We start from the raw sequence: 26,239 nt of genomic DNA on the forward strand, positions 1-26,239 counted from the left end.
GGTGTGCACCCCGTCGGCGAACGGCCCTCTCGCGCTGCGAAGGAGCCCGCCGGGACGGAGAGTCGAGCCAGACGAGAAGGAAGCGACGGACGGATTCTCTGAGCGATGTCCAAGAGCGGCCAGGACGGACACGGCGCGCGACGGCACTCCTCGCCCGAGGAGTGGCTGGACGCCCGGCTCAAGCGTGCGGCAGAGGGCGACCAGGACGCGTTCGCCGACGTCTATGACACCCTCGCGCGGCCGGTCAAGGGCCTGATCTGCCGTGTGCTGCGGGACGAGGCGCAGTCGGAGGAGGTGGCACAGGACGTGATGGTGGAGATCTGGCGGACCGCGGACCGCTTTCGCCCCGAACTCGGTGGCGCCCGGGCATGGGTACTCGCCCTGGCGCACCGACGGGCCGTCGACCGGGTCCGGCACGTCCAGGCCAGCACCGCACGCGAGCGGCGCAGCGCGCTGCTCGCGGAGGACCGCCCCTTCGACGAGGTGGCCGAGGCGGTGGAGCGGCACGAGGATCACCATCGCGTCCGACGCTGTCTCGCCGCCCTGGAACGGCATCAACGCGTGCCGCTGGTGCTCGCCTACTACCAGGGCATGACCTATCTGGAGGTGGCCGCCTGCCTGGCCACTCCGGCGGGGACCGTGAAGTCCAGGATGCGCTCCGGGCTGCGCCGGCTCCGCACCTGTCTGGAGGCCAGGTCATGAACGCCGCCGAAGACCCGCACCAGTCCGTGGGCGCGTACGTGCTGCACGCCCTTCCGGCAGCGGAGGAAGCCTCCTTCGAGAACCACCTGGCCGGGTGTGCCGCGTGCCGGGAGGAGGTGGCCGAGCTGTCCGCCGTCACCCTGCGACTCGCCTCGGACCAGGACGCGACCCCCTCCCCCGAGCTGCGCCGACACGTCCTCGACCGGATCGCCCACACCCGTCAGGAGCGGCTCCCCGGGAGGGTTCCGGTCCGCCGGCGGGCGCTGCGCCTGGTCCTGGCCGCGTGTCTCGTCCTCGCGGCCGCGCTCGGCGGCCTCGCCGCGTGGCAGCACACCCAGGCGGACGACGCGCGTACGGAAGTCGCTCACGCGCAGGCGCGGGCCTCCGCCCTCACCGACATCCTCACCGCCCGGGACGCCACGATCAGCACGCGGAAGCTGCCGGACGGAGCCGACATCAGCGTGGTCGCTTCCCGCACGCAGGGCCGGGCGGCCTTCATCGCCTCGGACCTGCCGCGCCTCGGCGACGACCAGGTCTACGAACTCTGGTACGCCGCGAAATCCGGCGACCTTCGCCCGGCGGGCCTGCTCCCCGGCTCCGGCGGCGCGCACGCCCAGGTGCTCCAGGGTTCCCTGGACGACGTCAGCGCCGTAGGAATCACGGCCGAGCCCGCGGGTGGATCGCGGCAGCCCACCAGTGAGCCGCTCGGCATCGTCACGGTCCCGGCCTGACGCGTCCCGTGCCCATGCCGACACAATCTACCCAACCGACACCAAGGGGATGGAAGCGAATATTTCACTTTTGATGCGGTTATCTCTTGATCATCCTATGCTGATGTGAGGAAAGGCTCAGGTGGCATGTAGACGGCCGGTTCTGGACCGGCGGGAAGCGGGCTTCCATGGTTGAGCGGTTCAAGTCGGGGCTGATCGGCGAAATGTCCGCCGAGTTCCTCGGCACGATGATTCTCATCCTCTTCGGGTGCGGCGTGGTGGCCCAGGTGGTCGCCGGCGGAGCACTCACGACACCACCGGGCGGTCTGGGAGACCACGACAGCATCGCGTGGGCATGGGGCATCGGCGTCACGATGGGTGTCTACGTCGCCGCACGCCTGAGCGGCGCGCACCTCAACCCCGCCGTGACCCTCGCCCTGGCCACGTTCAAGGGATTCCCCTGGCGCAAGGTGGCACCCTATGTGGTGGCCCAGACGATCGGCGCCTTCGTGGCGGCGCTCATCGTGCGCTGGAACTACACGGACGCGCTCGCGAAGGCCGACCCCGGCCACACCATCAAGACCCAGGGCGTGTTCTCGACGCTGCCCGCCAACGGCAACCCGAACCTGCCGGTCCACGAGTGGGGCGCGTTCCGCGACCAGATCATCGGCACCGCCATTCTGCTGCTGGTGATCATGGCTGTCACGGACCTGCTCAACACCCCTCCCGGCGCGAACATGGGCCCGTTCATCATCGGCCTGCTCGTCGTCGGCATCGGTATGGCGTGGGGCACCCTCGCGGGCTACGCGATCAACCCGGCACGTGACTTCGGTCCCCGACTGGCCAGCTTCATCACGGGATACGGAGGGGCCTGGCGAGATCAGTACGGAAACATCTACTTCTGGGTGCCGATCATCGGTCCGCTGATCGGTGGCGTGCTCGGCGCCGGCGTGTACAAGCTCTTCGTCGGCCGGTTCCTGCCCACGGCGGAGGCCGAACCCGCGGGACGCATCCCGCCCTCCAAGCCCTGACGCCCACAACCCCCACAGCAGAGGCGGCAACCCATGGCTGATTTCGTGGGCGCGGTGGACCAAGGGACCACCAGCACCCGATTCATGATCTTCGACCACGCCGGCAACGAGGTGGCGAAGCATCAGATGGAACACGCCCAGATCCTTCCGCGCTCCGGGTGGGTCGAGCACGACCCGGTGGAGATCTGGGAACGCACCAACTCGGTGATCCAGAACGCTCTGCGGCACAAGAACCTGACCGCGGAGGACCTGGCGGCGATCGGCATCACCAACCAGCGGGAGACCACCGTCGTCTGGGATCCGCGCAACGGCCGTCCGTACTACAACGCCATCGTCTGGCAGGACACCCGGACCGATTCCATCGCCGCCGCCCTGGAGCGTTCCGGCCAGGGCGACGTCATCCGCCGCAAGGCGGGGCTGCCTCCGGCGACGTACTTCTCCGGCGGCAAGATCCAGTGGATCCTGGAGAACGTCGACGGCGTCCGCGAAGCGGCGGAACAAGGACACGCCCTCTTCGGCAACACGGACGCCTGGGTCCTGTGGAACCTGACCGGCGGTCCCGACGGCGGCATCCACGCCACCGACGTGACCAACGCCAGCCGCACCATGCTGATGGACCTCGAGACCCTGGACTGGGACGACGAGCTGCTGGGCTTCTTCGGTGTCCCCCGGGCCATGCTGCCCAGCATCAACCCCTCGTCCCACCCCGAGGCGTTCGGTACGACGCGCACCTCCCGGCCCCTGCGCGCCTCCATCCCCATCACCGGGGTGCTCGGCGACCAGCAGGCGGCCACCGTCGGACAGGTCTGTTACGCGCCCGGCGAAGCCAAGAACACCTACGGCACCGGCAACTTCCTGGTGCTCAACACCGGTACGGAGCTGGTCCGTTCGCAGCACGGTCTGCTGACCACCGTGGCCTACCAGTTCGGCGACAGCCCCGCCGTGTACGCCCTGGAAGGCTCCATCGCGGTCACCGGATCCGCCGTGCAGTGGCTTCGCGACCAGATGAAGATCATCACTGACGCGGCCGAGAGCGAGACGCTGGCCCGCACCGTCGAGGACAACGGCGGGATGTACTTCGTCCCGGCGTTCTCGGGACTGTTCGCACCGTACTGGCGCTCCGACGCCCGCGGCGCGATCGTCGGCCTCGCCCGGTACAACAGCAACGCCCACCTGGCGCGGGCGACCCTGGAGGCCATCTGTTACCAGAGCCGCGATGTCGTCGAGGCCATGGAGCAGGACTCCGGAGTCCATCTGGACGTGCTCAAGGTCGACGGCGGTGTGACCGCCAACGACCTGTGCATGCAGATCCAGGCCGATGTCCTCGGCGTGCCGGTCAGCCGCCCCGTCGTCGCCGAGACCACCGCGCTCGGCGCCTCGTACGCGGCGGGTCTGGCCACCGGCTTCTGGCAGGACACCGACGAACTGCGCACCCACTGGCAGGAGTCCAAGCGCTGGGAGCCCCAGTGGTCCGAGGACCGGCGTCAGCAGGGCTACGCGGACTGGAAGAAGGCGGTGGAACGCACCCTCGACTGGGCGAAGGTCGAGTAGGCCGGCCTGCCGGTCACGCGGATGACCGAGGCAGCTCCGTCCAGCCCCTGGCTCGTATCGCGTCAGGGGCTGGACGCGCGTCCGCTCTCATGTGCAGTCGCGAACCGGGTCGGTCTCGCTGTGGATCGCGGTGTCCTTCATGAATCCCAGTTGTCCGTTGTCGGCCTTGGTCAGGAGCCAGCGGGTCGGGTGCGGCCCGCCGACCCAGGCCTGACCGTCTTCCTTGCAGTAGAACCAGCTCGGGTTGGAGTACATGTACCCGACGACGGTGTTCGGGTCCGGATAGGAGTGGTTGTTGCCGATGATGCCGTAGACGGGAGCGCCCGACACGTTGTTGCAGTACCACCTGATGCCGCCGTCGTTCGTCCAGCAGCCGGCGGCGGCGTGGGCGGACGACATGGCCGTGGTCCCGAACCCGACGACGAGCGCGGCGGTCGCGAACCCCGCCCCGAGCTTCCTGTTCAGACGCATTTCTCTCCCCCGTGCAGCGGTCCGCCGAGGGGCGGACAGGCCAAGGCGCATGGATGCGCCGCCTATGGCCCACTATGTCGAGAGGGCGTCCGCCAGGTCGATCGTTTCGATCCTGGTGGAAATCCCGGTGGTGTCCGGGGCGCGGTTCACCCGCGGCGCATCGCACGATGGCCTCGGGCCACACGCCGAATGATCACCCCCGGTCACGCGCCCACCCTCTCAGCCTCTCTATGCTCGGGGTCGACCATTCGCATCCAAAGGAGCAGAGCAATGAGCGAGAACGTCTACTTCGAGGTCACCGCCAACGGCGAGCCGCTGGGCCGCATCGAGTTCAAGCTGTACGACGACGTCGTCCCGAAGACCGCGCAGAACTTCCGTGAGCTCGCGACCGGCGCACACGGTTTCGGCTACAAGGGCTCGCCGTTCCATCGGGTCATCCCGGACTTCATGCTCCAGGGCGGCGACTTCACGAAGCAGAACGGCACGGGCGGCAAGAGCATCTACGGCGAGAAGTTCGCCGACGAGAACTTCACGCTCAAGCACACCAAGCCGGGTCTGCTGTCCATGGCCAACGCGGGCCCGAACACCAACGGCTCGCAGTTCTTCGTCACCACCATCGTCACCGACTGGCTGGACAACAAGCACGTCGTCTTCGGCGAGGTCGTCAAGGGCATGGACGTCGTGAAGGCGATCGAGGCGCTCGGCAGCCGTTCCGGCACCACCTCGAAGAAGATCGTCATCTCCGACTCCGGCACTGTCTGAGCGGTCCGACGGCCTGGGTCCATCCCACGGACGAGTGCTGACGGAGGCGGCGGCGCACCACCCGCCGCCTCCGTCGGACGCTGCCCCGGCCCCGGCGGGCGGTGCCCAGGGGGCCAGGGCCGTGGGCGGCCTCCGCGCGGATGACCTCGCGGTGGCCGGCCGGCGCCATGAACTCCATCGTCGGCGCGGCCCCGGCCGGATTCGTGCTGAACTCCCGGAGAGAGTGCAGCGGTTGGCCGGAGGAGCCTGCCACGGCCCGCTGCTCCAGGCCCTGTTGCGCACGGCGCCGGAACGGCACGGGGCAGTGACACCGACTCTCCTGCCGGGCTCACGGCGCGACCGGCCGCGCGGGACTCCGCAGCCACGGGAACCGATCGTGTCCCACCCGTCGCGGGTCCAGGAAAGAGTTCAGCCGGATTTGTGGCCGGAACCCGACTCCATGGGGCCGACGCGCCTCCGAGGGGTAGCCCCTACCCGCACACGCCGAGGCGCGCGGGGTTGGGGGGCTGGCCCGAGTGACACGGAGGGGGCGAACGCCCGGAAGACGCTTGTCAGGACGGGCTCAGCGGCGGCGGGCGATCCGACGGCTGCGCGCGGAAGGGCTCTACGGGCCCGCGCTTCGTGAGGTGCTGCCCGCCCTCGCCGCGGTCGTCGTCACCCTGTGCGCGGTCGTCGCCGTCCTGGCCGTCGGCTACCGCGTGGCCGGCATCGGCGTGCCTCTCGGCGCGCTGGTCCTCGTGGCCGTCGCCGCGCCGGCCGCGGTACGCCGTCACAGGCCGCTGGCCCGGCGCCGCCACGGCTTCTACACACCCGAGGAACTCGCGGAGCTCGACACGGAGGGCCTGGCCCTGGCCGTGTCCCGGATGCTGCGCCGCGACGGCTGGCGGGTGCTCCCTCCGCAGCGGACCGCGGACCGCGTCCGGGTACGCGTACGGGCACGGGACGGCCGCGGGCATCGCCTGGAGGTCGCCTTCCGGCCCGTGGCCGAGCCGCTGCCCGACGAGGAGGCGCCCTCTCGTGCGGGGCGTCCGGGCGGCTCCGGCCCCCCGCTTCGTCTCGTGGTCCACCGCGGGGCCTTCAGCCGGCGTGACGTCCAGTGGGCGCGGCGGCAGGGCGGGGTTCGCCTGATCGACGGTTCGTGCCTCAGACGCTGGGCGCTCGGAACACCGCTGAACGAACTGCGCGACTTCTCTTGACTCCGCGCACGCGTGACCGCCGAACGTGCCCGACGAGCGCGATCGGACCCTCTGGCACCGCCGGCTCGGTCTGCGGGAGCCCAGTTGCCGAGGGCTCCGGCACATCACACCGTGTTCGGGGCGGGTGTTCGCGTCAGCGAGGGATTCCCGCGTCGTCCAGGTATCGGTGCATGACGTCCGCGACGGCCTCGGCGGGCATGGTGCGGGCTGTGGGCGGCGCTGCGCCGCAGCAGCGTGTTGGCCGACTTGGCGCACTGCCGCAGGATGTCGGGATCGGCGCACAGGCGAACCCACTCAACAGGGTTGAGCCGGTCGGACGGGCCGATGGTGACGTCGATGACGGTGGGTTTCCGTCTCCGTCAGCTCAGGTCGTACCGCCACCGCCAGCCGGACGCTGTGCGCGTCGTCGTCCGCCGGCGTCCTGACGATGTCGACGGGAACCTTCAGGTTGTCGGCCAGCGCGCGCCGGTCCTCCACTTCAGCGGGCCGACAGATTGTGTGCATGGCGTGTTCGCGGGGTCAACGTCGGCGATCATGCCCGGCCGCATGTCCGGAGACCGACGACCGGCTGCCCGGGATCCGGGGCCGGACGTGCGCCACATCCCCCACTCCGAGCCCGGACGCCACAGCGGTTTCTCCGGCAACGGGCGAGGTCAGAGGCATGGACACGCTCCGACCAGGTACTTGAAGGAAACCGCTTCGCATGGGCCGAAGGGCCGAATAGCGTGCGAGGACCCGAGCCGCTCCCCCACCGTCCGACGGTCCATGTACGCCGGGCCCGCACCCCCACCAGGAGACCGGCATGTCGTACGACAGTTCCGTCCCGCGTCCCGGACCACTCGACGGACAGCGCGGTTCCCGCTCCCGTCATGTCCCGGACCCCAGCGGCGAATCCTTACGCGGCGGGGCATCACCCCGCACCTGGACCGGGCACCATCGCGATCTGCGCATCCTGCGCCGCGCCTACCGCCGGCAGCGGCGTGTGACCACGTTCGTGGTGCTCGGCTGCTTCACGCTCTTCCTCGGCCTCTCCGCCGGCTGCCCCGCTCTCATGGCCCGTCCCGTCGCCGGCGGCCTGTCGACGGGCCTGGTGTTCGCCCTCGCCCAGATCCCCGCCACCTGGCTGGCCGTGCTCCTCTACGAACGCACCGCCCGCCGCTACGTCGACCCCCTCGCTCGCCGTGTGAACCGGAGCACCCCCTGGGCTCGCGGCGAGCAGGAGCAAAAGCGGTGAGCGTCTTCGGCGGCACCGCACAGTCCTGGTCCCTCGTCGCCTTCTCCGTCGCGGTCACCGTGACACTGCTGCTGTGCGTGGTGACCGGCCCCGACAGCGACGATCTCGCCGAGTTCTACACGGGCTACCGCTCACTCTCCCCACTGCGCAACGGACTGGCCATCGCGGGCGACTACATCTCCGCCGCGACCGTGCTGACCATCGGCGGCGTGATCGCCCTGTGCGGTTACGACGGTGTCGTGCTGGCTCTCAGCACCCTGTTGTCCCTGCTGGTGCTGATGTTCCTGCTGGCCGAACCCCTGCGGAACACGGGCAAGTTCACGATGGGCGACGTGCTGGCCCGCAGGATGCCCGGACGGGCCGTACGGATCACCGCGTGCGGCGTCACCATCGCCGCCCTCGTGCCGATGATGCTCGTCCAACTCGCCAGCACCGGGCAGCTGCTGGCCTTCATCCTCGGCTTCTCCGACAACTCCATGAAGACCGGCTGCATCGTCGGCGTCGGCACCCTGATGATCATCTACGCGGCCATCGGCGGCATGCGGGGCACCGCGCTGATCCAGATCCTGAAGATGGTGGTGCTCCTCGGCTCCGGCATCGTCGTCGCCGTACTGATCCTGAGCCGGTTCCACTGGAATCCCGGTGCCCTGTTCACCGCGGCCGCGAAGCGCAGTGGCGCACCGGACGACTTCCTGCACGGCGGGCTTCAGTTCGCCGGTGGCCCGCATCCCCGGCTCGACATGATCAGTACGCAGTTCGCCATCGTGCTGGGCGGTGCCCTGCCTGCCGCACGTGACGATGCGGATGTTCACCGCGAACAGCGCCCGCCAGGTGCGGCGTTCGATGTCCTGGGCGGTGTCCTCGGTGGCGTTGTTCATGATGGTGGCGGGTGTCATCGGCATCGGCGCGACGGCGATGGTCGGCCGGGCCGGCATCGCCGCCGCCGACCCTCGTGGGCACACGGCCTATCTGCTGGGCTCACGAGCCGCGTTCGGCCCGGTGGTGTCCCGGGCTGAGACCCTCGTGTTCACCACGATCACCACGGCGATCTTCCTCACGCTGCTCGCCTCCGTCGCCGGTATGACGCTGGCCTGCGCCAACTCACTGGCCCACGACGTCTTCGCGGGCCGGAACTCCGCCATGTCGCCGCAACGCGAGACGGCCCTGGCCCGCGGCTCGGCCCTGGTCGTCGGCGCCCCCGTGATCGCGCTCGCGGTCCTCGTCCAGCACCGCAGTCTGCAACCGCTCGCCACGCTGTCCTTCTGCGTGGGCGCCTCGGCGATCGCCCCCGCCCTGGTCTACAGCCTCTTCTGGCGCCGCTACACGCGTGCCGGCCTGATGAGCACGCTCATCGGCGGCACCCTCGCCGTCCTGGTCCTGATGCCCGGCACCAGGCTGGTGTCCGGCTCCCCGACGTCCGCCTTTCCCGCAGCCGACTTCAACTGGTTCCCGTTCACCACCACGGGACTGGTGTCCATTCCGCTGGGTTTCGCCTTCGGCTGGCTCGGCAGCCTGCTGTCGGGGCGGCGCGCGGCGGACCGCGAACGGGGACGGTACGAGGGTGTGGAGAGCCTGATCCTCGCGGGACCGCGGCAGAGGGAAAGATGACGGTGGCCGGGATTTCCCGCCACCGCCACCGCCACCGCCACCCTCCCTCAGTGGTTCACGGTCCGCTGACCACGATCTCGCGCTTGAGGATCTTGCCCGTGGGTCCCTTGGGCAGTTCGGCCGCGATCGTGACGACGCGGGGGTACTTGTACGCCGCGACCCGTTCCTTGGCGTGGGCGATGATCTCCTCGGCCGTGGCCCGTGCGCCGGGCCGGAGCGTGACCACCGCCGCGATCTCCTCACCGTGCAGGGGGTGCGGCATGCCCACGACGGCGGCTTCGGCGACGGCGGGGTGCTCGTACAGCACCTCCTCGACCTCACGCGGGTAGACGTTGTAGCCGCCGCGGATGATCATGTCCTTCTTGCGGTCGACGATGAAGTAGAAGCCGTCGTCGTCCACCCGGGCCAGATCGCCGCTGTGGAACCACCCGTCGCGGATCGCCTCCGCGGTCGCGTCCGGGCGGTTCCAGTAGCCGGTCATGATGTTCTCGCCGCGGATGGCGATCTCGCCGACCTCGCCCGGCGCGACCGCACCACCGTCCTCGGCGACGAGCCGCATCTCGACCCCGCGGACGGGCAGTCCGATCGACCCCGCCTTGCGCGGCCGGTCGGGGTGGTTGAACGCGGCGACCGGTGACGTCTCGGAGAGTCCGTACCCCTCCAGCACGGGAGCGCCGAAGCGCCCCTCGAATCCGTGCAGCACCTCGACCGGGAGCGCGGCCCCGCCCGAGACGGCCAGGCGCAGCCGGGCAATGTCGAAGCCGGCGGGAAGCTCGGCGTGGAGCAGCGCCGCGTACATCGTCGGCACGCCCAGGAACACGGTGACCTCGTCCCTGGCCATGATCTCCAGGGCGCGCCGCGGGTCGAACCGGGGCAGCAGGGTCAGCGTGGCGCCGGCGGCGACGGCCGTGTTGAGCGCGCAGGTCTGGCCGAAGGCGTGGAAGAGGGGCAGGCCGCCGAAGAGTACGTCGTCCGGTTGGACCCGGAGGAGCGTCTCGGACGTGGTGAGGGTGTTGGTGGCCAGGTTCCGGTGGGAGAGTTCGGCTCCCTTCGGTGTTCCGGTGGTACCCGAGGTGTAGAGGATCAGGGCGGGATCGTCCTCAGCCCGTTCGACGGTGTCGCGCAGGGGGTCGTGGGCCCGCAGCAGGGCGTCGAAGGCCTCGGGCTCGGTCACCAGGCATTCGGTTCCGGTCTCGGCGGCGGCCTTGGTCACCTCGTCGGCGAACAGCGGGAAGACCAGCGCGACACGTGCCCCGCAGTCGCGCAGGGTGAAAGCGACCTCACGGGCCTTGAGCAGCGGATTCATCGGGACGACGACACCGCCGGCCCGCAGGATGCCGTAATAGACGACCGGGAACAGCGGGAGGTTGGGCATGGTCATCGCGACGCGGTCGCCCGGCAGCAGGCCGCGGTCCCGCAGGAGCGCCGCGACCCGGGCACTGGCGTCGTCCAGCTCGGCGTAGGTGAGCGTGCTGTCGTCATGACGGACGGCCACGCGGTCGCCGTGGGCCGCGGCGGAGGCGGCCAGGAGGGTGACGAGGTTGGTCATGCCGGATATCTCCTAGGGTTCGTCCCGCCGGGCGGGGCGGTGTGGCGCGGTCGGATCACATCGCGAAGCGTGACCCAGTGCTGTGCGCCCTGGCTACGGGGCTCACACCGAGAGGCCCGAGCGGGGCACGGGCGGCGCCTGGGCCGCGTCCGTCGTTCCGGTCGACTTCGCCTCCGGTCCGTCAGGTGTTCACCGGCCGGTGAGCGGCCACCGTGAGCGGGCCCGGCCGGTGAACGGCGTCATGCTAGGTTCCTCGACCACCGTCACGCTTGTCATGGCGGGACAGGAGACTTGGCTTTTCGGGACATCGCTGGAGCGTGCCCATGCGACCTCTGGTCCGCACCGCCGCCCTGAGCGGCTACGTCGAGCTGTGCCGCTCCCTCGGCGTCGATCCGCAGGCGCTCCTGAAGCGGGTGGGTCTGGACACCGCCGCCCTCACCGTCCAGGACCGGTGGATCTCGGGCACGGCCGCCGTCCAGGTACTGGAGCTGTCGGCGGCCGAGTCCGGCCATGAGGACTTCGGGGTGCTGCTGGCGGAGTTCCGCCGCTTCTCGAACCTCGGCCCGATCAGTCTGGTCGTCCGTGAGGAGCCCGACGTACGCAGCGCGCTGGAACTGCTGATCCGCCATCAGTACATGTACAACGAGGTGCTGCACACCCGGCTGTCCGAGGGGGACGGGCTGGCCACGCTGAAGGTGGGTCTGCGGCTCGGCGAGGCGATGGAGTGCCGGCAGGCGACGGAACTGGCCGTCGCCGCCTACCACCGCATCCTGAGCGAATTCCTGCACACCCGCTGGCAGCCGCTCTCCGTGTGGTTCCGGCATTCCGCGCCGCCGGACACCGGGGCGCACCGGCGCGCGTTCGGGCCCATCGTGGAGTTCGACCGCGAGATCGACGGCATCGTCTTCTACGCCGATGACCTCGACGCGCCCAACGCCATGGCCGACCCGCTGCTGCGCGAGTACGCCCGCCAGTACTTCGACTCGATCGCCGTCCCCAAGGACACCACCGCCGCGGACCAGGTGCGCGAGCTGATCGAGGTCCTGCTGCCGACCGGGCGCTGTTCGATCGAGCAGGTCGCGCGCAGCCTCGGCGTCGACCGGCGCACCGTCCACCGGCATCTGTCCGCCTCGGGCGAGACGTTCTCCTCGCTCCTCAACGCCACGCGCCGCCATCTCGCGGAGCAGTTCGTCGCGAACCCGCGGCGTTCGCTGACGGAGATCTCCGATCTGCTGGGGTTCTCGTCGCTGAGCGGGTTCTCACGCTGGTTCCGCGAGCAGTTCGGGTGCAGCCCGAAGGCGTGGCGCGGCAGCAAGGCCCCGTAGCAACTCCCTTACCGGGACTGTCTCGACGGGCCGGACGGGTGCCCGGGCCGCGCGCCGCCCTCCTCGGTGCGCCGCACGACCGATGTCCCCAAATGACAAATCATCTGTCCCCTGACGGCAAGCACACCCCTGAGCCCGGCCCTACGTTTGCACCACCGCACAGAAGACGCGGTCGGCCGCCGGAGGAGCCGCGCCACTCCCCCGCGCTTCCTCCGGAACGGCCGACCGCCGCGGGCCACCTCGCGCCCGCTGTCACCGGTGACCCGCATCGATCCCCGCCGGACATCCCAGGCCCGCGCAGTACGCGGCGATGCCCCCGGCGAGTGATCACCGATCCGACGAAGGAGACGGACCGTGCACTTCCACGACGACTCGCTCTTCCCCGAGAACCAGGAAAAACTGGTCATCCAGGCCGCTCCCTACGGACCGGAATGGCTTCCCGGAGACGCCGACGACCTTCCCCTGACGATGGACGAGCACGTGCAGGCCGCCGTCGACTGCTACAACGCCGGCGCCACCGTGCTCCACATCCACGTTCGCGAGCTCGACGGCAAGGGCTCCAAGCGGATGTCCAAGTTCAACGAGCTTCTGGGCCGACTGCGTGAGGCCGTACCGGACATGGTGCTGCAGATCGGCGGCTCGATCTCGTTCGCCCCCGAGGGTGAGGGCGGTGAGGCGAAGTGGCTGAGCTACGACACCCGCCACTTGCTGGCCGACCTGGACCCCGCGCCGGACCAGGTGACGATCGCGATCAACACCAGCCAGATGAACATCGTCGAGATCATGAACGACGACGATCTGGAGGGCACGTCGATCGCGAAGCCCGAGTACTACAAGGCGTACCGCGACATGGTCGTCGAGGCGGGCCCCGACTTCTACCTGGAGCACCTCGAGCGTCTGGCCGCGAACGGCATCCAGCCGCACTTCCAGCTCGCCACCCTGGCCCAGCTCGAAACCGTGGAGCGGCTCATCCGGGCCGGCATCCACACCGGCCCGCTGATCCTCAACTACGTGGCGATCGGCGGCGGTTTCGCGGGCCGTCACCCGGCCGACCTCATCGAGTTCGTCCGTCGCGCCCCCGACGGCGCCGTCCTGACCATCGAGAGCTCCATGCGCGCCGTGGCACCCATGAACGCGATCGGCATCGCGCTCGGCGTGCATGTCCGGGTGGGCAACGAGGACAACCTGTGGCGGCGCAAGGGCGAGCGCATGTCCAGCGTCGAGCAGGTCGAGCAGATGGTGCGGATCTCCGAGGCCCTCGGCCGTGACATCGCGACCGGCGCGGAGGCCAGGAAGATCTACAAGCTCGGCGAGACCTACTCGGGCGCCGACGAGACGCTGGCCCGCCTCGGCATGGTGCCGAACCGCCGTCCCGGTCAGCGCGGCTTCATGCTGCGCGACGCCTGACCGGGCCGCGGACCGGCACGCCGACCGTCCGGTCGCGGCAACGGACCCGTCGCGGCCCGCCCGGCGACGGCATCTCGTGCCGCTCGCCGGCCAGGGCGAGGGCACCTGTGCCGCTCGCCCGAGCGCGCACCGGCCACCGCGCCGGCACGTCCGATCGCGGCCCGCGTCACCGCACATCGGCGCCGACCGCGCACCGGCCACCGCGTGGCAGGCCGGTCCGGGTGCCGCCCCACTCGTCACGCCACGAGGCCGCCGGGGCCATACCCCCCGGTTCCGGCGGCCCTTCACCCTCCCGTTCACCTGACACCAACAACGGAGCACTCCTGTGGCTCACGCCATTCGATTCAAGGAGACCGGCGGTCCCGAGGTCCTGCGCCGGGAGGAGGTCGTCGTCGGCGACCCCGGCCCCGGTGAGGTCCGCGTCCGCCACCACGCCGTCGGACTCAACTTCGCCGACACCTACTTCCGCACCGGGCTCTACCCCGCGACACTGCCCGCCGGACTGGGCGTCGAGGCGGCGGGCGTGGTCGAGGCGGTGGGCAAGGGCGTCACCCAGGTCACCGAGGGGGACCGGGTCACGTACACCGGAAGTCCGCTCGGGGCCTACAGCACCGAACGGGTCATGCCGGCCGGCTCCCTGATCCGGCTGCCGGACGGCATCGGTTTCGAGACGGCGGCCGCGATGACCATGCGCGGTCTGACCTCCGCGTACCTGCTCCGCAGGATCCACCCCCTCGATGCGGGTGACACGATCCTGCTGACCGCCGCCGCGGGCGGCGTCGGCCTCATCGTCTGCCAGTGGGCCAAGCTGCTCGGTCTGAACGTCATCGGCACCGTCTCCACCGAGGAGAAGGCCGAACTGGCCCGAGCGCACGGCTGCGACCACGTCATTCGCTACCGGCGCGAGAACGTCGCCCAGCGAGTGCGCGAACTCACCGACGGCGCCGGGGTTCCGGTGGCCTTCGACAGCATCGGCAGGACCACCTACGCCGACTCGCTGGCATCACTGAGCCGCCGCGGCCTGCTCGTCTGCTTCGGCACCGCCTCCGGCCCCGTCCCGCCCATCGACGCCATGCAACTCGCCGTCCAGGGCTCGCTGTTCGTCACCCGGCCCGCGCTCGCCGACTACATCGCGGACCCCTTGGAACGGGCGGAGCTCGCGGGCGAACTCTTCGACCACGTCACCTCCGGCCGCATCACCATCGAGGTCAATCAGCGCTACGCGCTCGAGGACGCCGCCCACGCCCATCGCGAGCTGGAGGCGGGGCAGACCACCGGATCGTCCGTCTTCGTCCTCTGAGCCCCACCGCGCCCCCGCTGTCGACTCCACTCCCTCCAGGAGGAAGCACCATGGAACACACCCTCGCTCCCCCCGAGGGCGCGCCGGTCCGCGCCCACACCCGCGGCTCGATCAGGGTCGAACCCCTGACCTGCAGCATCGGCGCGGAACTGTCCGGCGTGAACCTCGGCGACGCCGCACGCGACGACGGCCTGTTCGACGAGATCAGGGCCCTGCTGCTCCAGTACAAGGTGCTGTTCCTGCGGGACCAGGACATCACGCGCGCCGAACACATCGCCTTCGCCGAACGCTTCGGAGCGCTGGAGGACCACCCTGTGGCCGGCAGCGACCCCGACCACCCGGGCCTGGTGCGGATCTACAAGGACCTGGACAGTCCGGCGGAGCACTACGAGAACGCCGCGCACACCGACGGGACTTGGCGCGAGAACCCGTCCATGGGCGCCGTACTGCGGTGTATCGAGGGTCCCCCGGTCGGCGGGGACACGATCTGGGTCAACATGGCCGAGGCCTACCGCCGGCTGCCGGAGAACATCCGGGCCATGATCCGGGGGCTGCGGGCCCGGCACAGCATCGAGGCCACGTTCGGCGCCGTCATGCCGCAGGAGAAGCGCCACGCCCTCAAGGCGCGGTTCCCGGACGCCGAGCACCCGGTGGTGCGCACGCACCCGCAGACGGGCGAGGAGATCCTCTTCGTCAACGCGTTCACCACCCACTTCGTGAACTACCACACGCCCGAGAACGTGCGGTTCGGACAGGACTTCGCCCCCGGCGCGAGCCTGCTGCTCAACTACCTGATCGGTCAGGCCGCGGTCCCCGAGTACCAGGTGCGCTGGCGCTGGACCCCGAACAGTGTGGCCATCTGGGACAACCGCTCCACCCAGCACTACGCGGTACAGGACTACTGGCCCGCCGTCCGCCGGATGGAGCGCGCCGGGATCGTCGGCGACAGACCGTTCTGAACCCCTTCCTCCAACAGCGCGTGAGGTGATGACAATGGAGTTGCACACCACTGCCGGACCCGTCCCCGAGGCGGACAGGACCGCCTCGTCCGGATGGCCCGTGTCCCGACGCTATGCCTGGGTGGTCTTCGCCCTCAGTTTCGGACTGCTGCTGTCCGACTACATGTCCCGGCAGGTCCTCAACGCCGTCTTCCCCATGCTCAAGAGCGAGTGGCTGCTCTCGGACGCCAAGCTCGGTTCGCTCAGCGGCGTCGTCGCCCTCATGGTCGGACTGCTCACCTTCCCCATGTCACTGATGGCCGACCGCTGGGGCCGGGTGAAGAGCCTTCTGCTGGCCGCGACGATGTGGAGCGCGGCGACCCTCGGCTGCGCGGTGTCCGCGAGCTACGACCAGATGTTCGTCGGCCGCCTCTTCGTCGGCATCGGTGAGGCGGCGTACGGAAGTGTCGGCATCGCCGTCGTCCTGAGCATCTTCCCGATCGGCCTGCGGGCCACCCTCTCCGGTGCCTTCATCGCGGGCGGCGCCTTCGGATCGGTCCTGGGCGTGTCGATCGGCGGCGCCGTGGCCCAACACCTCGGCTGGCGCTGGGCGTTCGGCGTGATGGGTGTCTTCGGCCTGGTCCTGGCCGGGATCTACGGCCTCGTCGTCACCGAGAAGAAGCTGACACCGGAGGCCGGCACGGTCGAGGCCGACACCGATCCCGGCCCGCGCGGCCGGCTGCGGGTGCTGCTGCCCCGGCTGTTCTCCTCCGTCTCGGTGATCAGCGCCTATGTCGGCAGCGGTCTCCAGCTCTTCATCGCCGCCTCCCTGATGGCCTGGCTGCCGAGCTACTTCGACCGCTACTACGACATGCCCACCGCCAAGGCGGGAGCGACCGCAGGAGTCTTCGTCCTCGTCATCGGCATCGGCATGATCGCCGGCGGGATGGCCGCGGACCGCGTCAGCCGGGCCTTCCCCATCCGGAAGTGGGCCGTCGCCATCGCGTGCAGCCTCGGCTCCCTGGTCCTCCTCCTGGCCGCGTTCCAGCTGCCGACCGGTCCGCTCCAGCTGGTGACGCTGGCCGCCGGAGCCCTGCTGTCGGCCGGCACCGCCGGTCCCGCGACCGCCATGGTGGCCAATCTGACCCCCGTGTCCATCTCCGCCACGGCCTTCGCCACTCTGACGCTCGCCAACAGCCTGCTCGGGCTGGCTCCCGGACCGGCGGTGACCGGCGCCCTCGCCGACGGCATGGGTCTGCTCGGCGCCCTGCGGATCGTCCCGCTCACAGCGCTCGCCGCCACTGTCGCCTTCCTGATCGGCCGCCACTTCTACGAGCGTGATCTGCGCCGTCTGACGACCGGACCCGTCGCGGCCGCGGAGCCGAAGGAAGCGGTGGTGTCTCCGTGAGCGCCACTGCCGCGCGGCCGGCTCGAACGACCCCCTCGGCACGGTCGACCGGGTCGCCGGCCGGCCCGCGACCGGGGCGGCCGGCTAGTGAACCTCGGCGGGGCCGGCCGTCCCAACCCCGCTTCCGGATAAGGCCCATGGCCGTTCCTCGGCCGCCGGGTGCGCCACCACCCTCGCGGCAGCGGGCCCTCCGCCTCCGGATGAGATCCGCGATCATCGACCGGGCAAGGGCGATCAATTCAGCTCTCTCAGAGGGCATTTCGATGCTCCTTCCGCCAGTCCCGAAACAACTCGGATGCCGGTCAAGGACGGTACGTAGGGTCCGGGGCACCGACCGGGCGGGAAATCCTCCGCCCGCGCGGTGACTCAGGAGGAGATATCGGGATGGCAAACGTGGAGGTCTCCCTCAAGGAGACGATGACGTCCATCGAGGGCGCGATGGGCGCCGCCCTCGTCGACTACACGAGCGGCATGGCGCTGGGCACGCTGGGGGGCGGCAAGGAGCTCGACCTGAACGTCGCCGCGGCGGGCAACACCGACGTGATCCGGGCCAAGGTGCGCACCATGGAACACCTCGGGCTCAAGAGCAAGATCGAGGACGTGCTGATCACGCTCGAAAGCCAATACCACGTGATCCGGCCGCTCAAGAGCCGTAGCGGCAACGGGTTGTTCCTCTACCTCGTACTCAACAAGGCGACATCCAATCTGGCCATGGCCCGCCATCAGCTCGCACGCATCGAAGCCGAACTGGAGGTGTAGACAGCCGGCTTCTCCGCGCCTTCGCATGCCCACGACTTGAAGACTTCTTCAATTGGGTACATCCAGATCAAGTCAATCCCGTGGGCGTGCGGAGGTGGAGCGGAGAGGATCGATCCCAGGGCACCGCTCGCGGCTGCGGGCAGACAGCCACCGCACCAGCTGGAGCAACAGCCCGTCCCAGGCGGCAGGGAGCGAACGATTGACCAGGCAGGTCCCCCTCTACCAGGCCAAGGCCGAGTTCTTCCGCATGCTCGGACACCCCGTCCGCATCCGGGTCCTGGAACTGCTGCAGAGCGGACCCGTCTCGGTGCGTGACCTGCTGAGCGAGATCGAGATCGAACCCTCCAACCTCTCGCAGCAACTGGCCGTGCTCCGCCGCTCGGGAATCGTGGTGTCCATCCGCGAGGGATCGACCGTCAGCTATGCGCTGGCCGGCGGCGATGTCGCCGAACTCCTGCGCGCCGCCCGCCGCATCCTCACCGAACTGCTCTCCGGCCAGACCGAGTTGCTGGCCGAACTGCGACAGGCCGACATCGACACCGGTCTGCCTCCCGGGCCGCGCGAACCGGACCTCGTCGCCTACCGGTCCGCGCACCCCTCACCCGCCGTCCGGGGCCACTGAGGCCCACCCGCTCCGGCTCGCGCTCGGGGGCGGCCCGTGTCCAACCACCCGGCGGGAGGGCGTTGTCAGTGGTGGCAGGCAGGATGGCGGGTATGACAACACCAGTTGCAGTGATCGTGGATGCCGTCGCCTACGCGCAGGCGGTCGAGGACGCTTTGAAGGCGTCGGCCGCCTATTACGAGGGCGGCACCTCCGTGCTGGACGACGACGCCTACGACCGGCTGGTGCGTGGTATCGCCGCATGGGAGGCCGAGCATCCCGATCAGGTGCTGCCGGACTCGCCGACCGGGAAGGTCGCGGGCGGCGCCGTCGAGGGGGACGTCCCGCACACGGTGGCGATGCTGAGCCTGGACAATGTCTTCTCGCCCGAGGAGTTCACCGCCTGGACGGCGTCGCTGGCCCGCCGGATCGGCCACGAGGTGGAGCGGTTCAGCGTCGAGCCGAAGCTCGACGGCCTGGCCATCGCCGCTCGGTACAGCCAGGGGCGGCTCACCCGGCTGGTCACCCGCGGGGACGGGACGGCCGGTGAGGACGTCTCGCACGCGATCGGAACCATCGAGGGCCTGCCCGGTGAGCTCGCCGAGCCGGTCACCCTGGAGGTGCGCGGCGAAGTCCTCATGACGACGGCCCAGTTCGAGCACGCCAACGAGGTGCGCACGGCTCACGGCGGGCAGCCCTTCGCGAACCCGCGCAACGCCGCGGCGGGCACCCTGCGCGCCAAGGAGCGTGCCTACACCGTTCCGATGACCTTCTTCGGCTACGGCCTCCTGCCGCTGCCCGGTACCGAGGCCGATCCGGCAGCCCGGCTGGGCGAGCTCGCACACAGCGATCTCATGGCGCGGGCCGCCGAGTTGGGCGTGAACACCACCGCCACCACCGCCGTACCCGGCATCACCGCGGTGACCGCAGAGCAGGTCCTGGCCCGCGTCCAGGAGATCGCGGCGCTGCGCGCCGAGCTGCCGTTCGGGATCGACGGAATCGTCATCAAGGCCGACCTGGCCGCCGACCAGCGGGCCGCCGGGTCCGGTACACGCGCGCCGCGCTGGGCGATCGCCTACAAGCTCCCGGCCGTCGAGAAGATCACCCGGCTGCTGGAGGTGGAGTGGAACGTGGGCCGTACGGGCATCATCGCCCCGCGCGCCGTGCTGGAGCCGGTCGAGATCGACGGCTCGACCATCACGTACGCCACGCTGCACAACCCGGCGGACATCACGCGTCGCGATCTGCGGCTGGGCGACCATGTGATGGTCCACCGCGCCGGTGACGTCATTCCCCGTGTCGAAGCGCCCGTCGCCCATCTGCGCACCGGCGAGGAGCAGCCCATCGTCTTCCCCGAGGCGTGCCCGAACTGCGGATCCGCCATCGACACCAGTGAGCAGCGCTGGCGCTGTGAGCAGGGCCGTAACTGCCACCTGGTCGCCGCGCTCTCGTACGCCGCCGGCCGCGACCAGCTCGACATCGAGGGCCTCGGTCATACGCGGGTCGTTCAGCTCGTCGAGGCCGGTCTGGTCGCCGATCTCGCCGACCTGTTCACCGTGACCCGGGACCAGCTTCTCGGCCTGGAGCGGATGGGCGCGACCAGTACCGACAACCTCCTCGCGGCGATCGAGGCGGCCAAGGGCCAGCCGCTGTCGCGGGTGCTGTGCGCGCTCGGTGTCCGCGGCACCGGCCGTTCCATGTCCCGGCGCATCGCCCGGTACTTCGCCAGCATGGAGCACGTGCGCGCGGCGGATGCCGAAACGATGCAGCAGGTCGACGGCATCGGCACGGAGAAGGCCCCGTCGATCGTCGCCGAGCTGGCCGAACTCGCCCCGCTCATCGACAGACTCGCCGCCGCCGGGGTCAACATGACCGAGCCCGGCGCCACGCCGCCCGCCCCGGCCGGCGAGGCCGCCCCGGAGGCGGAGGGCGACGAGCCGGCCGGTGGTCCGCTGTCCGGGATGACGGTGGTCGTCACCGGCGCGATGACCGGGGCACTTGAGCAGCTCAGCCGCAACCAGATGAACGAACTCATCGAGCGCGCCGGTGGGCGTTCCTCCTCGAGCGTGTCGAAGAAGACCACGCTGGTCGTCGCCGGAGAGGGCGCGGGATCCAAGCGAGCCAAGGCGGAAGCCCTCGGGATCAGACTCGCCGCACCGGAGGAGTTCGCCACGCTGGTCGCCGACTACCTCGCCTGAGTCGAGGCCCCGGACGCCGTTTCGTACGAGGGTCCGTCGGGAGGGTCGTCCGGCTGCTGCCGCGCTCGAGCCGTGCCCGGCAGGGCACACGGTGCCCGGCTGAGGTCCGAGACTTCCGCCGGGAGACGCCCGCCCTAGCCGCGCGGTGGGCCGACCCTTCGGGCCAGTACCTGTCCCGGCCAGGTTCCGGACAGGAATCGGTCGGTGGGAGTGAATCCGTTGCGCTCGTAGTACGCGACCAGTTCACCCCCGCCGCCCGCCCAGCAGTCGACCCGCAGCAGTGCGACGCCCGCGCGCCGGGTCTCCTCGGCGGCGTGGTCCAGCAGCGCGGCCCCGATGCCCCGACCGGCGTGGCGTCGGTCCGACACGAGCAGCCGGACGTACCGCTCGGGTTCCCCGGCGGGCTCGATCGGCATGTGCGGGCTGGGCCCGGAGTCCAGCACCAGGGCTCCGACGGGGGTTCCGTCCGCCTCCGCGATGCGGGGGGCGTTCTCGGTCGTGTACCGATGGACCCGCTCCACCCCGCCCGAGGTCCGCGAGTACGGGGTGGTGCCCCACTGCTCGGTGTTGCCGCGGTCGTTCATCCAGACCACCGCGGCGTCGAGCATGTCCAGAATCGCCGGTGCGTCGGCCGGGCCGCCGGGCCGGATGCTCAGGCGCACGAAGGGCACAGACCCCGGTAGGTGACCTCGACGGCGGCCACCGTGAAACCGAATCGTTCCGTCGCCGGAAGGTCGGCCAGCGGGTTGCCGGCGGGGTGGACGTCACGGACGGTGCCGCAGTTGGAGCACACCAGGTGCTGGTGAGGGTGGTGGGCGTTGGGGTCGTAGCGCTTGGCACGGCCGTCGGTGGAGACCTCGATGACCTCGCCGAGGGAGACCATCTCCCCCAGGGCGTTGTAGACGGTCGCCCGGGAGATCTCGGGCAGCCGCTCGGTCGCGCGGGCGTGCACCTCGTCGGCTGTGAGATGCACATGATCGCCGTCGAGGACCTCCGCAACGACACGCCGCTGGGAGGTCATCCGCCAGCCTCGTCCTCGCAGTCGCTCCAGCAGGTCACTCATATGGGTTCACCTTTTCAGGTTCGGTGGGAGCCCGCAGTTTATCGGTGCGCATCCGGGTCCGATCGGATATGGGTTTGGCGTCCTTCTTGACTTGGACTCTGTCCATCGTAGGATCGGTTTTGGCACTAGCCAAGGGACAGGAAGACTCCAGTACGGGCAGGAGACACAGACATGTCGGGACCACCGCCGTGGAACGGCGCGGCGTCGGCCTGCGCGTGACGGCCGCCCGTGACACGCTGCTCGGGACCCTCCCGGAACCCGGGGCCGCCTCGGCGACGAGGCGATCGCGTCCGGGGTACGCCGGCCCGGCGCCGCGTCTCCCTTCACGTCGCATACGGCCCTCCGTCCGCTCACCGTGGCGAGACTCGTACCCCGCATCGGACCGGTCCAGCCGGCCCGGTGCGAGCGGTGTACCGCGTCCTCGCCCCCGGGTGTGCGGCCGGAGACGCCCCCTGCCTGTTCCCGTCCGACCACCACGGCCTCCCCATCGACTCCGTCGACGGTCCGGAGGCCGGCCACCGGGGCCCCCGCCCCGGCTGTTCCACCACCCGCAGTCTCTGAGCACCGAGATCCGCCCCGTCCGGAAGGATTCCCATGTCTGAGAACCATGATGCGATCGTCACAGACTCAAAAACGGAGGCCGGAGGTGGTTGCCCCGTCGCGCACGACCGCGCCCCGCACCCGACCCAGGGCGGCGGAAACCGCCAGTGGTGGCCGGAGCGGCTCAACCTGAAGATCCTCGCCAAGAACCCCGCCGTGGCCAACCCGCTCGGCGAGGACTTCGACTACGCCCAGGCGTTCAAGTCCCTCGACCTCCCGGCAGTGAAGCGGGACATCGCCGAGGTACTCACGACCTCGCAGGACTGGTGGCCCGCCGACTTCGGCAACTACGGCCCGTTCATGATCCGCATGGCGTGGCACAGCGCGGGCACCTACCGCATCAGCGACGGCCGCGGCGGCGCCGGCGCCGGGCAGCAGCGCTTCGCCCCCCTCAACAGCTGGCCGGACAACGGCAACCTCGACAAGGCCCGCCGTCTGCTGTGGCCCGTCAAGAAGAAGTACGGCCAGAGCCTCTCCTGGGCCGACCTCATGATCCTCACCGGCAACGTCGCCCTGGAGCAGATGGGCTTCGACACCTTCGGCTTCGCCGGTGGCCGCGAGGACGTCTGGGAGTCCGAGGAGGACGTGTACTGGGGTCCCGAGACCACCTGGCTCGACGACCAGCGCTACACAGGCGACCGTGAGCTGGAGAACCCGCTCGGTGCCGTACAGATGGGTCTCATCTACGTCAACCCGGAGGGCCCGAACGGCAACCCGGACCCGATCGCCGCGGCCCGCGACATCCGTGAGACGTTCCGCCGGATGGCGATGAACGACGAGGAGACGGTCGCCCTGATCGCGGGCGGTCACACCTTCGGCAAGACCCACGGCGCGGGCCCCGCGGAGAGCGTCGGCGACGACCCCGAGGCCGCCCCGATCGAGGCGCAGGGCCTTGGCTGGAAGAACACGTACGGCACGGGCAAGGGCGCGGACGCCATCACGTCCGGCCTGGAGGTCACCTGGACCACCACGCCCACCCAGTGGAGCAACGGCTTCTTCGACAACCTCTTCGGTTACGAGTGGGAACTGACCCAGAGCCCCGCGGGCGCCAACCAGTGGAAGCCGAAGGACGGCGCGGGCGAGGGCACCGTGCCGCACGCCCACGACGCCTCGAAGAAGATCGCTCCCTCGATGCTCACGACGGACCTGTCGCTGCGCATCGACCCGATCTACGAGCCGATCTCCCGCCGCTTCCACGAGAACCCCGCGGAGTTCGCGGACGCCTTCGCCCGCGCCTGGTACAAGCTGACCCACCGCGACATGGGCCCGAAGTCGCTCTACCTCGGCCCGGAGGTCCCGGAAGAGACCCTGGTGTGGCAGGACCCGCTGCCGGAGGCGGAGGGCGAGGTCATCGGGGCCGCGGACGTCAGTGCCCTCAAGGCGAAGATCCTGGCCTCGGACCTGACCGTCTCGCAGCTGGTCTTCACCGCGTGGGCGTCGGCCTCGACGTTCCGCGGCAGCGACAAGCGCGGCGGTGCCAACGGCGCCCGCATCCGTCTGGAGCCGCAGCGCGGCTGGCAGGCCAACGACCCCGACCAGCTGGCGGCGGTGCTGCGCACGCTGGAGGGCATCCAGCGCGAGTTCAACACCGGCGGCAAGAACGTCTCGCTGGCCGACCTGATCGTCCTCGGCGGCGTCGCCGCCGTCGAGAAGGCCGCCAAGGACGCCGGTCACGACGTCCAGGTGCCGTTCACCCCGGGCCGCGTCGACGCGACGGACGAGCAGACCGACGCGGAGTCCTTCGCCGCGCTGGAGCCGCGCGCGGACGGCTTCCGCAACTACCTGGGCAAGGGCAACCGGCTGCCGGCCGAGTACCTGCTGCTCGACAGGGCGAACCTGCTGACCCTGAGTGCCCCGGAGCTGACGGTCCTCGTCGGCGGTCTGCGTGCCCTCGGCGCGAACCACCAGCAGTCCTCGCACGGTGTCCTCACCGGCACCCCCGGAAAGCTGACGAACGACTTCTTCATCAACCTGCTCGACCTGGGCACGACGTGGAAGGCGACGTCCGAGGACGCGACCACCTTCGAGGGCCGCGACGACGCCACCGGCGAGGTCAAGTGGACCGGTACGCGTGCCGACCTCGTCTTCGGCTCGAACTCCGAGCTGCGGGCGCTCGCGGAGGTCTACGCGAGCGATGACGCGCAGGCGAAGTTCGTGAAGGACTTCGTCGCCGCCTGGGACAAGGTCATGAACCTCGACCGGTTCGACCTCGTCTGACGTACGACGCGTGACGTACGACGACATCTGACGTACGACGTCTGACGTCCGGGCCGGTCCCCCAGCGGGGCCGGCCCGGACGCCTTTCGCACGAACGGCAGGAGGCTCTCGGCAGCTCCGGGCCGGGGCCCGCCGTACCGGCGGGATCGGCGGTCCGGCCGCGCGGCGCGGCGGCGCTCTAGGCTGGCCGTCATGAGCGCACACTTTGACGTGGTGGTCCTGGGCGCCGGCCCGGGTGGATATGTCGCGGCCATCAGAGCCGCCCAACTCGGACTCAGCACGGCGATCGTCGAGGAGAAGTACTGGGGCGGTGTGTGCCTGAACGTGGGGTGCATCCCGTCGAAGGCACTGCTGCGCAACGCGGAGCTGGCGCACATCTTCACCCAGGAGGCCAAGACCTTCGGCATCCGAGTGAACGGTGAGGTGACCTTCGACTACGACGCGGCCTTCACCCGCAGTCGCAAGGTGGCGGACGGACGGGTCAAGGGCGTCCACTACCTGATGAAGAAGAACAAGATCACCCAGTACACCGGCCGCGGCACGTTCGGCGACGACCGCACGCTCGAGGTCGCCCTGTCCGACGGCGGCACGGAAACGGTGACGTTCGACCACTGCATCATCGCCGCCGGCGCCACCACCAAGCTGCTCCCCGGAACCTCACTGAGCGAGCGCGTGGTGACGTACGAGGAGCAGATCCTGTCGGACACCCTTCCGGACAGCGTCATCATCGCGGGCGCGGGTGCCATCGGCGTCGAGTTCGCCTACGTGCTCCACAACTACGGCGTCGACGTCACCCTCGTCGAATTCCTCGACCGGATCGTCCCGTTGGAGGACGAGGAAGTCTCCGCGGAGCTGGCCCGGCGCTACAAGCGGCTCGGCGTCAATGTGCTGACGTCCACCCGTGTCGAGGCGATCGACGACTCCGGCGACGCGGTCAAGGTCATGGTGACCACGGGCGGCCAGCGCCAGACGCTGGAGGCCGGCAAGGTGTTGCAGGCGATCGGGTTCCAGCCCCGTGTGCAGGGCTACGGCCTGGAGAACACGGGTGTGAAGCTCACCGACCGCGGGGCGATCGACATCGACGCCCGCTGCCGGACGAGCGTGCCCCACATCTACGCCATCGGTGACGTGACCGCGAAGCTGATGCTCGCCCACGCGGCCGAGTCGATGGGCATCGTGGCGGCCGAGACGATCGCCGACGCGGAGACGATGGAACTCGACTACGTCATGATCCCGCGGGCCACCTACTGCCAGCCGCAGATCGCCAGCTTCGGCTGGACCGAGGCGCAGGCCCGCGAGAAGGGTTTCGACGTCCAGGTGGCGAAGTTCCCGTTCACCGCCAACGGCAAGGCCCACGGCCTGGGCGAAACGGCGGGGTTCGTCAAGATCCTCAGCGACGCGCGGCACGGCGAACTCCTCGGAGCCCACTTGATCGGTCCCGAAGTGACCGAGCTGCTGCCGGAGTTGACGCTCGCCCAGCAGTGGGACCTGACGGTCCACGAGGTGGCGCGCAATGTGCACGGCCACCCGACTCTCGGCGAGGCGGTCAAGGAGGCCATCCACGGACTGGCCGGTCACATGATCAACATGTGACGCGCGACAATCATCT

At 70.0% G+C, this 26,239-nt stretch carries 21 protein-coding genes and 1 pseudogene; 18 read left to right on the forward strand and 4 right to left on the reverse strand.

Annotated features, from left to right (window positions below; translation table 11 throughout):
• The first annotated feature begins 105 nt into the window (after positions 1–105).
• The 4 genes from sigK (at position 106) to glpK (ending at position 3,994) form a co-directional block, all read left to right on the forward strand.
• A complete protein-coding gene (gene sigK, locus ACWD68_RS26675) occupies positions 106–702 on the forward strand; it encodes an ECF RNA polymerase sigma factor SigK (RefSeq protein WP_451808990.1) in 597 nt (198 codons plus the stop codon).
• On the forward strand, positions 699–1,433 hold the full coding sequence (locus tag ACWD68_RS26680) for an anti-sigma factor (protein WP_451808991.1): 735 nt from the start codon (positions 699–701) through the stop codon (positions 1,431–1,433). Before sigK ends, ACWD68_RS26680 begins: the two co-directional genes overlap by 4 nt.
• Before the next feature lie 167 nt (positions 1,434–1,600).
• Positions 1,601–2,443, forward strand: a complete 843-nt coding sequence (locus ACWD68_RS26685; protein WP_451808992.1) for an MIP/aquaporin family protein — start codon at positions 1,601–1,603, stop codon at positions 2,441–2,443.
• A 33-nt stretch (positions 2,444–2,476) separates the two neighbouring features.
• Positions 2,477–3,994: a glycerol kinase GlpK gene (glpK, locus tag ACWD68_RS26690; RefSeq protein WP_451808993.1), complete on the forward strand. Its 1,518-nt coding sequence runs from the start codon at positions 2,477–2,479 to the stop codon at positions 3,992–3,994.
• Positions 3,995–4,081: 87 nt separating this feature from the next.
• On the opposite strand, the gene ACWD68_RS26695 is transcribed toward glpK, so the two are convergent.
• On the reverse strand, positions 4,082–4,465 hold the full coding sequence (locus ACWD68_RS26695; protein ID WP_451808994.1) for a hypothetical protein: 384 nt from the start codon (positions 4,463–4,465) through the stop codon (positions 4,082–4,084).
• Between the two features lie 270 nt (positions 4,466–4,735).
• Here ACWD68_RS26695 and ACWD68_RS26700 point away from each other — a divergent pair, with 270 nt between their 5' ends.
• The 4 genes and pseudogenes from ACWD68_RS26700 (at position 4,736) to ACWD68_RS26715 (ending at position 9,265) form a co-directional block, all read left to right on the forward strand.
• On the forward strand, positions 4,736–5,227 hold the full coding sequence (locus tag ACWD68_RS26700; RefSeq protein ID WP_451808995.1) for a peptidylprolyl isomerase: 492 nt from the start codon (positions 4,736–4,738) through the stop codon (positions 5,225–5,227).
• A 548-nt stretch (positions 5,228–5,775) separates the two neighbouring features.
• A complete protein-coding gene (locus ACWD68_RS26705; protein ID WP_451808996.1) occupies positions 5,776–6,423 on the forward strand; it encodes a hypothetical protein in 648 nt (215 codons plus the stop codon).
• An 802-nt stretch (positions 6,424–7,225) separates the two neighbouring features.
• Positions 7,226–7,657 carry a DUF485 domain-containing protein gene (locus ACWD68_RS26710; protein ID WP_451808997.1) on the forward strand — a complete coding sequence of 144 codons (432 nt, stop codon included), beginning with the start codon at positions 7,226–7,228 and terminating at the stop codon, positions 7,655–7,657.
• Positions 7,654–9,265, forward strand: a pseudogene (locus ACWD68_RS26715) (sodium/solute symporter). The gene ACWD68_RS26710 and the pseudogene ACWD68_RS26715 overlap by 4 nt, the downstream one beginning before the upstream one ends.
• A 55-nt stretch (positions 9,266–9,320) precedes the next feature.
• On the opposite strand, the gene ACWD68_RS26720 reads toward ACWD68_RS26715, so the two are convergent.
• The gene (locus tag ACWD68_RS26720) at positions 9,321–10,814 is read right to left on the reverse strand and encodes a long-chain-fatty-acid--CoA ligase (RefSeq protein ID WP_451808998.1); all 1,494 of its coding nucleotides are present in this window, start codon (positions 10,812–10,814) and stop codon (positions 9,321–9,323) included.
• Positions 10,815–11,137: 323 nt separating this feature from the next.
• On the opposite strand from ACWD68_RS26720, the gene ACWD68_RS26725 reads away from it, so the two are divergent.
• From ACWD68_RS26725 to ligA, 8 genes are all read left to right on the forward strand, one after another.
• Complete coding sequence (locus ACWD68_RS26725; protein ID WP_451808999.1) at positions 11,138–12,139, forward strand: AraC family transcriptional regulator; 1,002 nt, start codon at positions 11,138–11,140, stop codon at positions 12,137–12,139.
• Positions 12,140–12,493: 354 nt separating this feature from the next.
• A complete protein-coding gene (locus ACWD68_RS26730) occupies positions 12,494–13,546 on the forward strand; it encodes a 3-keto-5-aminohexanoate cleavage protein (protein WP_451809000.1) in 1,053 nt (350 codons plus the stop codon).
• Positions 13,547–13,871: 325 nt separating this feature from the next.
• Positions 13,872–14,846 carry a quinone oxidoreductase family protein gene (locus tag ACWD68_RS26735; RefSeq protein ID WP_451809001.1) on the forward strand — a complete coding sequence of 325 codons (975 nt, stop codon included), beginning with the start codon at positions 13,872–13,874 and terminating at the stop codon, positions 14,844–14,846.
• A gap of 50 nt (positions 14,847–14,896) precedes the next feature.
• The gene (locus tag ACWD68_RS26740) at positions 14,897–15,805 is read left to right on the forward strand and encodes a TauD/TfdA dioxygenase family protein (protein WP_451809002.1); all 909 of its coding nucleotides are present in this window, start codon (positions 14,897–14,899) and stop codon (positions 15,803–15,805) included.
• Between the two features lie 100 nt (positions 15,806–15,905).
• A complete protein-coding gene (locus tag ACWD68_RS26745; RefSeq protein ID WP_451809003.1) occupies positions 15,906–17,192 on the forward strand; it encodes an MFS transporter in 1,287 nt (428 codons plus the stop codon).
• Positions 17,193–17,576: 384 nt separating this feature from the next.
• Positions 17,577–17,951, forward strand: a complete 375-nt coding sequence (locus ACWD68_RS26750; RefSeq protein WP_451809004.1) for a hypothetical protein — start codon at positions 17,577–17,579, stop codon at positions 17,949–17,951.
• A 199-nt stretch (positions 17,952–18,150) separates the two neighbouring features.
• On the forward strand, positions 18,151–18,573 hold the full coding sequence (locus ACWD68_RS26755) for an ArsR/SmtB family transcription factor (RefSeq protein ID WP_451809005.1): 423 nt from the start codon (positions 18,151–18,153) through the stop codon (positions 18,571–18,573).
• A gap of 92 nt (positions 18,574–18,665) precedes the next feature.
• Positions 18,666–20,750 carry an NAD-dependent DNA ligase LigA gene (ligA, locus tag ACWD68_RS26760; RefSeq protein ID WP_451809006.1) on the forward strand — a complete coding sequence of 695 codons (2,085 nt, stop codon included), beginning with the start codon at positions 18,666–18,668 and terminating at the stop codon, positions 20,748–20,750.
• Positions 20,751–20,884: 134 nt separating this feature from the next.
• Here ligA and ACWD68_RS26765 read toward each other — a convergent pair whose 3' ends face one another.
• Together ACWD68_RS26765 and ACWD68_RS26770 are read right to left on the reverse strand one after the other, a co-directional pair.
• Positions 20,885–21,358, reverse strand: coding sequence for a GNAT family N-acetyltransferase (locus ACWD68_RS26765; RefSeq protein WP_451809016.1), 474 nt, complete (start codon positions 21,356–21,358; stop codon positions 20,885–20,887).
• Positions 21,359–21,402: 44 nt separating this feature from the next.
• On the reverse strand, positions 21,403–21,813 hold the full coding sequence (locus ACWD68_RS26770; protein ID WP_451809007.1) for a Fur family transcriptional regulator: 411 nt from the start codon (positions 21,811–21,813) through the stop codon (positions 21,403–21,405).
• Positions 21,814–22,407: 594 nt separating this feature from the next.
• Between ACWD68_RS26770 and katG the strand changes: the two genes are divergently transcribed.
• A complete protein-coding gene (gene katG / locus ACWD68_RS26775; RefSeq protein ID WP_451809008.1) occupies positions 22,408–24,630 on the forward strand; it encodes a catalase/peroxidase HPI in 2,223 nt (740 codons plus the stop codon).
• 192 nt (positions 24,631–24,822) lie between these two features.
• Positions 24,823–26,223: a dihydrolipoyl dehydrogenase gene (lpdA, locus tag ACWD68_RS26780; protein ID WP_451809009.1), complete on the forward strand. Its 1,401-nt coding sequence runs from the start codon at positions 24,823–24,825 to the stop codon at positions 26,221–26,223.
• The last annotated feature ends 16 nt before the right edge of the window (positions 26,224–26,239 follow it).

This window comes from Streptomyces sp. NPDC005141 (assembly GCF_053599975.1).